A 12,241-nucleotide genomic window follows, 5' to 3' on the forward strand; every position below is an offset into this window, starting at 1 on the left:
TGCGGACCGCACCGCTTCGCGATGCGCACAGAGGGTTGGCTTAGACCGAAAAGCAGCCAGCACAACGCTCTTACGCCTAAAGGTACAGGCGAGCGCAATGAGAAGAAGCGGGAAGAAGGCCAAAAAAATCGTGTTCACGGATTCCTCGATGGAGCGCTCGAAACCCAATGAGCGCTTCACTTGCTTTCCTTACGTCAGGCACCGCCGGGGTAGGTTGGTCGGGTTCAGTGCGTAACGAAAAAACCGGTCAAGACCCTTTTGGGAGCGGAGATAAATGGCTCGACCAAAGGAGTAAGATCGGGTCTTGGTCAAGGGTGAAGTATAGTACTGATTATGGGAAAAGCGCAAGATCTCGAAACCGCGCCGGTCAAGACCGCGGTGCGTTTTTTGCAGGTGACCGAGGGGCCGCAGCGGTTGGACAATTTCTTGCGTCGCCATCTGAAGGGGGCGCCGAAAGCGTTGATCTATCGCATCATCCGTAGCGGTGAAGTGCGGGTCGATGGTTGCCGTGCGCAACCCGACAGTCGGTTGCACGCGGGCCAGACGGTGCGGGTGCCGCCGCTGCGTTTGCCCGAACCCACCATTGCGGTGGTGCCGCCCGCGCGGGCGCTCGCTTCGCTTTCGGTGGTTTATGAGGATGAGGCGCTGCTCGTCGTCGACAAACCCTCTGGAGTCGCGGTCCATGGCGGGTCGGGTCTCTCCTGGGGATTGATCGAGTGGGTGCGTGCCCATTGGCCAGGAGCGCAGCGTTGGGAGCTCGTCCATCGGCTCGACCGGGATACGTCCGGGTTGCTCGTGATCGCAAAAACGCGCCGCGCTTTGAAAGGGCTGCAAGCGGCTTGGCGTGCTGGCGAGGTGGCGAAAACCTACCTCGCTCTGACAGTCGGGATGCTCACAGAATCGCGTCTGCGCATTCGCGCGCCACTTGAGCGCTATTTGACCGCGGCGGGTGAGCGACGGGTTCGCATTGCCGAGACGGGCAAACCTTCGGATTCGGAGGTGGTTCGTCTTGCGGCGTGGGGCGCGCCCGCGCCGGGATTTTCGCTGGTCGAAGTGCGGATCCATACGGGAAGGACCCATCAAATTCGCGCCCATTTGGCGCACGTCGGGCACCCGATCGCCGGAGACGAAAAGTACGGCGATTTTTCGCTCAATAAGGTGGTAGCGCGTCGACTCGATCTGCCGCGGTTGTTTCTTCACGCCAGCCGCCTAGCGTTTCGTCATCCCGAATCAGGTCGGCGTGTCGTGTGCGATGCGCCGCTACCTGGGGCGCTTGCGCAGTGCGTCAAACGGCTGGGGCGGCCGACCGAAGGTGGGGTGCCCCAGCGGGCACTGGACAGTGTGTTACGGGATTTGCCAGCCGAAATGGCGCAGCAGCCGAACGGTGGCGATCAACGGTAGTCCAATGAGCGCCGTTGGGTCGTCGCTGACCACTTTTTCGACCAGCGCGATGCCGAGTGCTTCGATTTTGGCGGCGCCAGCGCAATCGAGCGGTTGTTCGGTGCGTACGTACCGTTCGATCGCGTCGTCACTGAGGTCGGCGCGAAAAGTCACCGCGGTGGGAACCTCGGTTACCCGGCTCTGTTGCGTCACGGTGTCGAAAACGGCGACTGCCGTATAAAAATAGACGGTTTCCCCGCGCATGCGCTTGAGTTGCGCGATCGCGCGCTCCGGCGTGCCCGGTTTGCCGAAGCGTTCGTTGCCCAGCGCGGCCACTTGGTCGCTGCCGATGATGAGGGCAGGTTGCGCGAATTGACGGGCCGCAGCGCGCGCCTTGGCTTTGGCAAGACGCAAGGCAAGGTCGCGCGGCGATTCGTTGGGTTGCGGGGTTTCGTCGGTTTCGGGGTTTGCGGTGACGAAATCGAGGTTGAGTCGTGCCAGCAACGCACGGCGGTAAGGGGAGGTAGATGCGAGCACCAAAAGCGCAGAATCGGGTCTGTTCATCGGGACGCAAGGCTTTGACAAAAAGTGGCGAACATTTTATCATTCCGCTCTTATGTCCGAACATCCTGATCTCCTCGCTCAGGTATTCGATCCGGTTGCTTTCGTTCGAGGCGACGCGCCGTGGTCCGGAAAAGTGGCCGCAGCGCGGTTTGCGCGTGCAGCGGAGCAGATCGGTGACCTTGCCGCGACGCTCGATTGGCGGGTCGAGCCCGAACGAACGCCGGAAGGGCGTGCCGCGAGTCGGCTGCGCCTCGAAGGCGTGCTGCCCGTGGTCTGCCCGCATTGTCTCGCGGTGGCGCCTTGGACGGTGGCGATCGAACGTCTGGTCGTTTGGTACCGGTCTGCGGCGGCGATTCCGGAAGAGGAGCTCGAGGAGGAGAACTGGGATGCGCGCGTGATGGACGAACCGATCACGCTGCTCGAGTTGTTGGAAGAAGAACTGTTGTTGGCGTGGCCTCAAGGTGCGGTGCACGATGGGTGCGCGTTGCCGGGGCCAGCGCAAGTGGGTGAACCGCTTTCCCCTTTTTCCGTGTTACTTCAAATGGAGCGCTAAATCATGGCTGTTCAGCAGAACAAAAAATCACCGTCGAAGCGTGGCATGCATCGGTCGCACGACCGTTTGAAAAACCCGCCGATCGCGGTCGATGCCACTACGGGTGAAGTCCATCTTCGTCACCATGTGACGCCGAGCGGTTTTTATCGCGGCCGTAAAGTGATCGATACCGCTGGCGAATGAACAGCGCGCTCGCTGTCGATTGTATGGGCGGAGACCATGGGGTCTCCGTCACGATCCCCGCGATCCAAACCTTTTTGACCAAGAACACCGTCGCACGCGTCATTGCGGTGGGTATGCCGGATCGGTTGGCGCCCGAAGTCGAGCGTCTTGCGCGCCGTTTTCCGGACCGAATCACCTTGGAGCCGGCGTCTCAGGTCGTCGCGATGGACGAGTTGCCTCAGTCGGCGTTGCGCACCAAGCGCGACTCGTCGATGCGCCGTGCGATCGAGTTGGTGCGAGATGGTCGGGCGGTGGCAGCCGTCTCTGCCGGCAATACCGGTGCGCTGATGGCGATTGCCCGTTTCGTCCTCAAAACCTTGCCTGGGATCGATCGCCCGGCGATCGCGACGGTGTTGCCGGCGCGCACGGGTCGGGTTTGGGTGCTCGATCTGGGCGCGAACGTCGACTGCACCGCAGAACACCTCCTCCAATTCGGTGTGATGGGGGCAGCCTTGGTGCGCGCGGTCGAAGGGGTCTCTGAACCGCGGGTGGGGTTGCTCAATATCGGCGAAGAGGCGATCAAAGGCAACCAGGTCGTTCGCGAAGCCGCGGAATTTCTTGCTGCGTCACCGCTCAATTTCGTCGGCAACGTGGAAGATATCTACGCAGGTGCGGCCGACGTGGTCGTTTGTGACGGGTTCGTCGGCAACGTGGCGTTGAAGACGACCGAGGGACTGGCGCAGATGTTGGCCACGTTCCTGCGGGAAGAGTTTTCTCGTGCGTGGTGGACGAAACTGGCCGCGATGGTCGCATTGCCGGTGTTGCGCCGCTTCAAGGATCGTGTCGATCCGCGGCGGTACAACGGGGCGGTTTTGGTCGGCTTGCGCGGCGCCGTCGTGAAGAGTCATGGCGGGGTCGATGCGTATGCGTTCGGTTGGGCGCTCGAGCGGGCCTGGGAGGCCGGCACCCATCGCTTGGTCGATCGCGTCGCAGAGCAATTGGCAGCACTCAACGGGGGTTCCGCCGCAGAAAATACGGCTGCCCCGGCGCCTTCCGCGGGATGAAAGGGGAGACGATGGCCCGCTATTCTCGGCTCGTCGCGGTAGGTGGGTACCTTCCAGGGCGCCCCGTTACCAACGAAGATCTCGTCGCGCGCGGGGTTGATACTTCGGATGAGTGGATCCGCACGCGTTCCGGTATCGCGACACGCCACTTTGCCGCCGACGACGAACAGACGAGTGATCTTGCGGTCGCTGCGGCGCAGCAGGCGCTCGCAAGCGCAGGTTGGCAGCCGAACGACGTGGATCTGATCGTTCTGGCCACGTCGACGCCCGACATGATTTTTCCCAGCACTGCGACGATCGTGCAGGACAAACTGGGGATCACCAACGGTTCGCCGGCGTTCGACGTCCAAGCCGTGTGCACCGGTTTCGTCTATGCGTTGACGCTGGCCGACCAATTCATACGGTTGGGCGCCGCGCAGCGGGCGCTGGTGATCGGTGCCGAAATCTTCTCCCGCATCCTGGATTGGCGCGACCGCACCACATGCGTGCTCTTCGGCGATGGGGCGGGTGCGGTGCTGCTCGAAGCGAGCGACGCGCCCGGTATTTTGGCGACGAAATTGCACGCCGACGGACGCCACCGGCATCTTCTCTGTGTTCCGGGCCAGACTGCGAATGGCCAGGTGACCGGAGATCCGTTCGTCCGGATGCAGGGTCAAGCGGTATTCAAATTTGCCGTGCAGTCGCTTGCCGACGTTGCACGAGAAGTGCTCGAGGTGGCTCAGATGACCCCAGATCAACTCGACTGGTTGGTGCCGCATCAAGCCAACATACGCATTTTGGATGCGACGGCCAAGCGTTTGGGGGTTCCTTTTTCGCGGGTACTAACTTCCGTGCAGCAGCACGGTAATACCTCGGCGGCGTCGATACCGCTTGCGTTGTGCGATGCGGTGCAGGCGGGGCAGATTCTGCCCGGTCAAATGGTGCTGCTCGAAGGGATCGGTGGCGGTTTTACCTGGGGCGCTGCGCTGTTGCGTTGGTGACCTGAACCAAAAAGCGAGGAGACGCATGACGACGATGTTTGTCTTTCCCGGTCAGGGGTCACAGAGTGTCGGCATGATGCGCGCCTACGAAGGATTGCCGGAAATTCGGGAAACCTTTCGGGAGGCGAGCGACGCCCTGGGGATCGATCTGTGGCGTCTGGTCGATCAGGGGCCGGAGGCGGAACTGACGCGTACGCGCAATACCCAGCCGGTGATGCTCACCGCTGGCGTCGCGGTCTGGCGGGCATGGAAAGCGCTCGGTGGCCATGATCCTGCGTTCGTCGCAGGACACAGCCTGGGCGAATACAGTGCGCTGGTTGCTGCCGAAGCGCTCGCTTTTTCCGATGCCGTCCGGTTGGTTCGCTTGCGTGGGGAGGCGATGCAAGAAGCGGTGCCGGAGGGCGTGGGTGCGATGGCCGCGATCCTGGGGATCGACGCTGCGGCGGTCTCCGACGTGTGTGCTCAGGCCGCATCAGCAGAGGAGATCGTTGCGCCCGCGAACCTCAACGCCCCCGGACAGATTGTGGTTGCGGGGCATCGGGACGCGGTCTTGCTGGCTGCGGAGCTCGCGAAAGCGCGCGGTGCCAAACGCGCGGTGCTCTTGCCCGTGAGTGCGCCTTTTCACTGTGCGCTGATGCGCCCCGCTGCGGAGCGGCTCGCGGCAGCGCTCGCCGAGGTCGAGGTGCATTCGCCCCGCATTCCGGTGATCCACAACGTCGACGTGGCGACCCACGCCGAGCCGGAAGCGATTCGTGCCGCGCTCGTTGCGCAAGCCTATTCCCCTGTTCGCTGGATCGAAACGATCGAACACGCAGCGGCTTCGGGTGTCACGCGCGTGGTCGAGTGTGGTCCTGGGAAAGTGCTCGCAGCGCTCACGAAGCGGATCGTCAAGTCACTCGAAAGCGTCGCGTTGAGCGACGCGCAAGCCGTGCAGTCGCTGCTCGAGACAGAACGCGATGACGGAAAGGATTGAGATGGAAACGACGGTGCAGGAAACGGTTGCGCGCGCGTTTCGGTTGGATGGGCAAACGGCGCTCGTTACCGGTGCGTCGCGAGGGATCGGCGCGGCGGTGGCTGACTGGCTGGCTGCGGCGGGCGCCTATGTGATCGGAACGGCAACGAGCGAACAGGGGGCAGCGGCGATCAGCGCCCGTTTTGCTGCGGCAGGGCTTGATGGCGAAGGGCATGTGCTCGATGTCACCGACGGCGCGGCGGCCGAGCACTTGGTGCGCGCGATCGAGAAAGAGCGCGGTGCGATCGCCATTCTGGTCAATAACGCGGGCATTACCAAAGACAACCTGGCGATGCGGATGAAGGACGACGAATGGCAGGCGGTGATCGATACCAACCTCACCGCAGTCTTTCGTCTGTCGCGGCTCGTGCTCAAAGGGATGATGAAAGCGCGGTACGGGCGGATCATCAATATCACCTCCGTGGTCGGCAGCATGGGGAACGCCGGGCAGGCCAATTACGCTGCGGCGAAAGCGGGCGTTGCGGGGATGAGCCGGGCGTTGGCACGCGAATTGGGCAGCCGCAACATCACCGTGAACTGCGTCGCGCCGGGCTTCATCGAAACCAATATGACCGAAGCGTTGCCCGAAGCCCAACGCGAGGTGCTCGCAAACCAGATCGCATTGGGACGCCTGGGGTCGGTGGCGGAAGTTGCCGGGTGTGTGCTCTTCTTGGCGTCACCCGCGGCATCCTATGTCACCGGCGCCACACTCCACGTCAATGGGGGTATGTACATGGCGTGAAAAAGGCTTCAATTGCTTTTTGCTTTGGTAGAATAACTCCGCTTTTCATCCCGTTCAAGGAGTCATCCGAAATGGAAAACATCGAGCAAATCGAGCAGCGTGTGAAAAAGGTCGTGGCCGAACAACTCGGCGTGAATGAGGCCGACATCAAGAACGAGTCGTCTTTCGTCGAGGATCTGGGGGCCGATTCGCTCGATACCGTTGAGCTCGTCATGGCGCTCGAGGAGGAGTTTGAGTGCGAAATCCCGGACGAGGAGGCTGAGAAGATCACCACGGTGCAACAGGCGATCGATTACATCGTCGCGCACCTCAACAAATAATATCCGTTTATCCGAAGGAGTACGGCATGCGTCGGCGCGTGGTCGTGACCGGCCTAGGGATCGTTTCTCCCGTAGGCAATAGTGTCGAAGAGGCGTGGAAGAACATCGTCGAGGGGCGCTCAGGCATTGGGCCCATCACGCGTTTCGACGCAAGCACGTTTCCGGTGCGCATCGCTGGGGAAGTCAAGGAGTTCGACGTTACAGCGTACCTGCCGAAGAAAGAGGCGCGCCGAATGGATCTCTTCATCCATTACGGCATGGCGGCAGGCATTCAGGCAGTTCGCGACGCCGGATTGGAAATCACCGAAGCCAACGCCGAACGGGTGGGGATCAATATCGGCTCGGGGATCGGCGGTCTGCCGATGATCGAGTCTACCCACCACGATTTCCTCAACGGCGGGGCGCGTAAGATTTCGCCCTTCTTCATCCCCAGTTCGATCATCAACATGATCTCGGGCAACCTCTCGATCTTGCTCGGGGCGAAAGGGCCCAACCTCTCCGTCGTTTCCGCGTGTGCTACCGGAACCCACTCGATCGGTGAATCGGCACGGCTGATCCAGTACGGCGATGCCGACGTGATGATCGCCGGGGGTGCCGAATCGACCGTGACGCCGCTGGCGATCGGTGGTTTTGCTTCCGCAAAGGCGCTTTCGACCCGTAACGACGAGCCCGAAAAGGCGTCTCGCCCGTGGGACAAAGCGCGCGACGGTTTCGTGTTGGGTGAAGGTGCCGGCGTGGTCGTCTTGGAAGAGTACGAGCACGCGAAGCGCCGCGGGGCGAAGATCTACGCGGAGTTGGTCGGTTACGGCATGAGCGCGGACGCGTTCCACATGACCGCGCCGTGTGAGGATGGCAACGGGGCGATGCGCTGCATGCAAAATGCCCTGCGGGATGCGCGCCTCGACCCAGACGAAATCGATTACATCAACGCGCATGGTACCTCGACGCCGTTGGGTGACGTCGCCGAAACGTTGGCAGTGAAGCGCGCGTTCGGCGACCATGCGAAGCGGCTGATCATGAGTTCGACCAAGTCGATGACGGGGCATCTGCTGGGGGCCGCAGGCGGCGTGGAGGCGATCTTTACGATCCTTGCGCTACACCATCAGATTGCACCGCCCACCATCAACCTCGACGAACCGGGTGAAGGGTGCGATCTCGATTACTGTCCGCACACGGCGCGGGCGACGAAAATTCGCGCGGCGCTCTCTAATTCGTTCGGATTCGGTGGCACCAACGCAACGCTCGTCTTCAAGCGGATTTGAAGCAGCGCGCGTTGGCGCGGCAACGGAAACGGGCGTGGAACACCCCACCGAGCGCGCTCCCGAAACCGTGCATGCTGCTTCCGAAGTAATCTTTTTCCCGCCCCCCACCCAGACGTTCGCGCTGCTTTTTGGCGCTCATGCGCTCGTGGCGGGGGTTGCGTTTACTTCCCTTGTCGGCAAGGCGCTCGCGCTGGCGGCGGTTGCGCTTGCCCTATCGGCGCTCGGGACGGCGTGGCGATGGCAGAAACACCGTTGCGCGGGGTACCTGCTCGAAGGGGACCGGTTGCGGAGGGTGCGGCGTCCGACGGGACCGCATGGCGCAACCCTGACCACCCAGTTCGCAGACAACACCGCACGGCTCGTTGCGCTTCAGCGCGTGGGGTTGTGGTGGCGACTCACCGCCCGTACGGTCAAGGGAGCCCATTTCACCATTTGGATCGAATGGTGGCGGCTCTCCGCTGCCGATGACTGGCGTCTTGCGGTTCGCGCGCACGGTTGGATCGGGGACGCTGCGCAACCGCTGGCTTGACGGGACGATGCGCCGAAAACGGGATCAAAGGATCGTTTTCAGCGGGGCCGCCGTGGGCGAAGCACCGTATTGCGCGCTTTCGGTAACGGTTCGGAGTAGTCACGTGAATAGTGCAGCCCTCGGCTCTCCTTGCGGCGCATCGCCGAACGGACGATCAGTTCGGCGACGAGCACGAGGTTGCGTAACTCGATGAGGTCGTTGTTCACGCGAAAGTGGGCATAGAACTCGTCGATTTCCCGTTTCAAGAGACGGATGCGGTGCATCGCGCGCAACAACCGTTTGTCGCTGCGCACGATACCGACGTAGTCCCACATGAAGCGGCGCAGCTCATCCCAGTTGTGGGAGATCACCACCTCTTCGTCCGGGTCGGTAACCTGGCTCTCATCCCATTCGGGGAGGACACAAGCAGGAAAGACCGGCTGCGCGAGGATGTCGTTCGCAGCCGCTTCGCCAAATACCACGCATTCCAAAAGGGAATTGCTGGCCAAGCGATTGGCACCGTGCAGCCCCGTACATGAGGTTTCGCCTACTGCATAGAGGTTGGGAAGGTCGGTGCGAGCGCGGAGATCGACCACGACGCCGCCGCAGGTGTAATGGGCCGCCGGTACCACGGGGATCGGCTCGCGCGTGATGTCGATCCCGAGCTCGAGACAGCGCTGCGTGATGGTGGGGAAATGGCTGCGAATCCATTCGGCGGGTTTGTGGCTGATGTCGAGATAGACGCAATCGAGCCCGTGTTTTTTCATTTCGAAGTCGATGGCCCGCGCGACGATGTCGCGTGGCGCAAGCTCCGCACGCGGATCGTGGCGCGGCATGAAACGCTCGCCGTTCGGAAGTTTGAGGATGCCGCCTTCGCCGCGCACCGCTTCGCTGATCAAGAAAGATTTGGCGTGCGGGTGGTAGAGGCAGGTGGGATGGAACTGGATGAACTCCATGTTCGCGACGCGACAGCCGGCGCGCCACGCCATCGCGATCCCGTCACCCGTTGCGATATCGGGGTTGGTCGAGTAGAGGTAGACCTTCCCGGCGCCACCAGTGGCAAGCACAGTGTGCGACGCTGCGACCGTTTTCACCCGGCCGGTGGTGCGGTCGAAGAGGTACGCGCCCACGCACCCCCGCTCCGGCATTCCCGCCCGCGCGCCGGTGATGAGATCGAGCGCGAGGTGATTCTCCCAAATGGTGATGTTGGGGTGGGCACGCACTTTCGCAGTGAGGGTCTCTTGGACCGCAGCGCCGGTGGCGTCGGCCGAATGGTAGATGCGCCGCTCGGAATGGCCCCCTTCGCGCGTCAGGTGGTAACTGCCGTCGGCGTCGCGCGTAAAGGGCACACCTTGCGCGATCAACCATTCGATCGCGCGGTGGCCGTGTTCGACGACGAAACGAACCGTTTCGACGTTACAAAGCCCGGCGCCGGCGATCAGCGTGTCTTGAATGTGCGACGCGATTCCTTCGGGGGTGTCGAGCGCAGCGGCGATGCCGCCTTGTGCCCATTGGGTGGCCGTGTCGGTGAGTGACCGTTTGGCAACAAGCAAGACGCGGCGCTGGTCGGCAAGACGAAGTGCTACCGATTGTCCGGCAAGACCTGAGCCAATCACCAAGACTTCGAAGCAATGCGCGGTCACAGCCTTTCCCCTAGCGAATTGCGCGCACCAATCCTAGCATATTCCGGAACATTTCCTGCGATCCATGGTCAGTACCCAGGGCAATCGCATGAATGCCACTGTCGTGGACTGCTGAAATAGTCGTTCACAATCAATGGGTTGCCAAGGGGGCTATACACAGTGTCTTGATTTGTGTAGTTTTCTGTCTTTTTGGGGTGGCCCATGGAGACGGGGAACAGGCTGCGGTTGGCGGATGTATTCGTATCGATCCGTGATCCGAGGCAAGCGGGCAAGGTCAAACACGACCTGGTCGAACTGTTGGTAGTGGCGGTCAATGCGGTGCTGGTTGGCGCCGACACCTTCGTCGAGATCGAGCTGTGGGCAAAGGAGAAGCTGGAGTGGCTGCGCCGCTACCTCAGGCTGGAGGCCGGCATTCCCTCGCACGACACCTTCGGACGGCTGTTTGGTCTGATCGATCCGACGGAATTCGAAGCGGCGTTCCGGCGCTGGGTCGGTGCGATCCTGCCGGCTCTGGGCGCAGACACGGTGGTGGCAGTCGACGGCAAGACCAGCCGACGCACGGGCAAGGTGGATGCCACGCCACTGCACCTGGTCAGCGCGTTTGCCGCAGGTGCGGGCTTGGTGCTGGGGCAGCGGGCAACAGCGGCGAAATCGAACGAGAAGACGGCGATTCCCGAACTGCTGGCCACGCTGGCGCTGGAAGGCTGCATCGTCACCATCGATGCGATGGGCACCCAGGCCAACATTGCCCAAACCATCCGGGATCGTGGTGCAGACTATGTTCTGGCGGTAAAGGATAATCAGCCGACGTTGGTCGCTTCGATACGAGACTTCTTTGCCCAATTCCAGGCACACCCGACACTTACCCCGCACACGGCGGCCGAAACGGTCGAGAAGGATCATGGCCGCCTGGAAACGCGCCGTTGCTATGCCTTTGATCAACTGGACTGCCTGGCCAGACCCGAGCAATGGCCGGACCTGAAATCCTTCGCAGTGATCGAGACGGAACGCTGTATCAACGGCAAGACCTCGCTTGAACACCGCTTCTACATCAGCAGCCTGCCTGCCGATGCCCACCGCCTGGCTCGGGCGGTACGCGCACATTGGGCCGTGGAGAACCGCCTGCATTGGTGTATGGATGTTGCCTTTGCCGATGATCAGATGCGCGTTCGCACCGGCCATGCTGCTCACAATCTCGCCGTCTTGAAGCACATCACCCTGAATCTCATCCGCCTCGATCCCGTCAAACGCAAGGGCGGTATCAAGGCCAGACGCCTCATCGCCGCTACCTCCGACATCTACCGCGCTCAGCTCCTCGGCCTGCAGTGAGCCGTTCATGCGATTGCCCTGGGTCAGTACCAGAGCACGGCGCGCCGCGTATAATGCGCGCATGGCGGCAAATACTTCGAAAACGGATCGCGGCGTGCAGGATACGCCTCGGGCGCTTACCGATGCAGCGTTGGTGGCACGCGTGCAGGCGGGCGACCAGGCAGCGTTTGGGTTGTTGGTGGAAAAATACCGCCGCCGGGTGGAGCGTTTGATCTCGCGGTTGGTGCACGATCCCGCTGAGGTAGAAGATTTGGCGCAGGAAGCATTTATCAAAGCGTACCGCGCCATCAATGCGTTTCGCGGCGAAAGCGCGTTTTATACCTGGCTCTACCGGATTGCGCTCAATACCGCGAAGAACCATCTGGTGAGCGCGAAACGCGAGGTGACTACGGCAAGCACGACCCAGGCCAACGACGAAGGAGAGTCGTTCGACCTTCTGGATGGACAGGGAACGGACGAGACGCCGGAACGGTTGCTGCTTTCGCAGGAGATCGCGCGGACGGTGGAGGCAGCGATGGCCGAGCTCCCGGAAGAATTGCGCACGGCAATCCAATTACGGGAGCTCGAAGGGTTGAGTTACGAAGCGATCGCAGAGGCGATGGGGTGCCCGATCGGAACGGTGCGGTCCCGCATTTTTCGGGCGCGGGAAGCGATTGCTCGCCGATTGCGCCCCCTTCTGGAAACCCCGCCCGATCGACGCTGGTAGTTCGGGGATTGCGATA

At 62.0% G+C, this 12,241-nt stretch carries 14 protein-coding genes; 12 read left to right on the forward strand and 2 right to left on the reverse strand.

Going from position 1 to position 12,241, the window contains the following annotated elements:
* Window positions 1-333 precede the first annotated feature (333 nt).
* Window positions 334-1,401 carry an RluA family pseudouridine synthase gene (locus HPTL_RS01745; RefSeq protein ID WP_119334432.1) on the forward strand — a complete coding sequence of 356 codons (1,068 nt, stop codon included), beginning with the start codon at window positions 334-336 and terminating at the stop codon, window positions 1,399-1,401.
* Here HPTL_RS01745 and HPTL_RS01750 read toward each other — a convergent pair.
* The gene (locus HPTL_RS01750; RefSeq protein WP_119334433.1) at window positions 1,345-1,944 is read right to left on the reverse strand and encodes a Maf family protein; all 600 of its coding nucleotides are present in this window, start codon (window positions 1,942-1,944) and stop codon (window positions 1,345-1,347) included. The genes HPTL_RS01745 and HPTL_RS01750 overlap by 57 nt on opposite strands.
* 52 nt (window positions 1,945-1,996) lie before the next feature.
* On the opposite strand from HPTL_RS01750, the gene HPTL_RS01755 reads away from it, so the two are divergent.
* The 9 genes from HPTL_RS01755 to HPTL_RS01795 all read left to right on the forward strand — a co-directional run bounded on the left by HPTL_RS01755 (window position 1,997) and on the right by HPTL_RS01795 (window position 8,568).
* Window positions 1,997-2,497, forward strand: coding sequence for a YceD family protein (locus HPTL_RS01755; protein WP_119334434.1), 501 nt, complete (start codon window positions 1,997-1,999; stop codon window positions 2,495-2,497).
* A gap of 3 nt (window positions 2,498-2,500) precedes the next feature.
* Complete coding sequence (gene rpmF, locus HPTL_RS01760; RefSeq protein WP_119334435.1) at window positions 2,501-2,680, forward strand: 50S ribosomal protein L32; 180 nt, start codon at window positions 2,501-2,503, stop codon at window positions 2,678-2,680.
* The gene (gene plsX / locus HPTL_RS01765; protein WP_119334436.1) at window positions 2,677-3,723 is read left to right on the forward strand and encodes a phosphate acyltransferase PlsX; all 1,047 of its coding nucleotides are present in this window, start codon (window positions 2,677-2,679) and stop codon (window positions 3,721-3,723) included. Before rpmF ends, plsX begins: the two co-directional genes overlap by 4 nt.
* Before the next feature lie 11 nt (window positions 3,724-3,734).
* Window positions 3,735-4,703 (forward strand): beta-ketoacyl-ACP synthase III, encoded by a 969-nt coding sequence (locus HPTL_RS01770; protein ID WP_119334437.1) that lies wholly within the window; start codon window positions 3,735-3,737, stop codon window positions 4,701-4,703.
* Window positions 4,704-4,728: 25 nt separating this feature from the next.
* Window positions 4,729-5,676 carry an ACP S-malonyltransferase gene (gene fabD, locus HPTL_RS01775; protein ID WP_119334438.1) on the forward strand — a complete coding sequence of 316 codons (948 nt, stop codon included), beginning with the start codon at window positions 4,729-4,731 and terminating at the stop codon, window positions 5,674-5,676.
* 1 nt (window position 5,677) lies between these two features.
* On the forward strand, window positions 5,678-6,457 hold the full coding sequence (fabG, locus tag HPTL_RS01780) for a 3-oxoacyl-ACP reductase FabG (protein ID WP_119334439.1): 780 nt from the start codon (window positions 5,678-5,680) through the stop codon (window positions 6,455-6,457).
* Window positions 6,458-6,537: 80 nt separating this feature from the next.
* On the forward strand, window positions 6,538-6,777 hold the full coding sequence (gene acpP, locus HPTL_RS01785) for an acyl carrier protein (RefSeq protein ID WP_119336026.1): 240 nt from the start codon (window positions 6,538-6,540) through the stop codon (window positions 6,775-6,777).
* Between the two features lie 26 nt (window positions 6,778-6,803).
* Entirely contained in the window at window positions 6,804-8,039 is a 1,236-nt protein-coding gene (gene fabF, locus HPTL_RS01790) for a beta-ketoacyl-ACP synthase II (protein ID WP_119334440.1), read from the forward strand.
* Between the two features lie 34 nt (window positions 8,040-8,073).
* On the forward strand, window positions 8,074-8,568 hold the full coding sequence (locus HPTL_RS01795) for a hypothetical protein (RefSeq protein WP_119334441.1): 495 nt from the start codon (window positions 8,074-8,076) through the stop codon (window positions 8,566-8,568).
* 38 nt (window positions 8,569-8,606) lie between these two features.
* Here the strand turns inward: HPTL_RS01795 and nadB are convergent, their stop codons facing one another.
* Window positions 8,607-10,190, reverse strand: coding sequence for an L-aspartate oxidase (gene nadB / locus HPTL_RS01800; protein WP_119334442.1), 1,584 nt, complete (start codon window positions 10,188-10,190; stop codon window positions 8,607-8,609).
* 201 nt (window positions 10,191-10,391) lie between these two features.
* On the opposite strand from nadB, the gene HPTL_RS01805 reads away from it, so the two are divergent.
* A complete protein-coding gene (locus HPTL_RS01805) occupies window positions 10,392-11,519 on the forward strand; it encodes an ISAs1 family transposase (RefSeq protein WP_119334443.1) in 1,128 nt (375 codons plus the stop codon).
* A 61-nt stretch (window positions 11,520-11,580) separates the two neighbouring features.
* On the forward strand, window positions 11,581-12,225 hold the full coding sequence (gene rpoE, locus HPTL_RS01810; protein ID WP_119334444.1) for an RNA polymerase sigma factor RpoE: 645 nt from the start codon (window positions 11,581-11,583) through the stop codon (window positions 12,223-12,225).
* The last annotated feature ends 16 nt before the right edge of the window (window positions 12,226-12,241 follow it).

The organism is Hydrogenophilus thermoluteolus (assembly GCF_003574215.1).
GTDB lineage: Bacteria > Pseudomonadota > Gammaproteobacteria > Burkholderiales > Rhodocyclaceae > Hydrogenophilus > Hydrogenophilus thermoluteolus.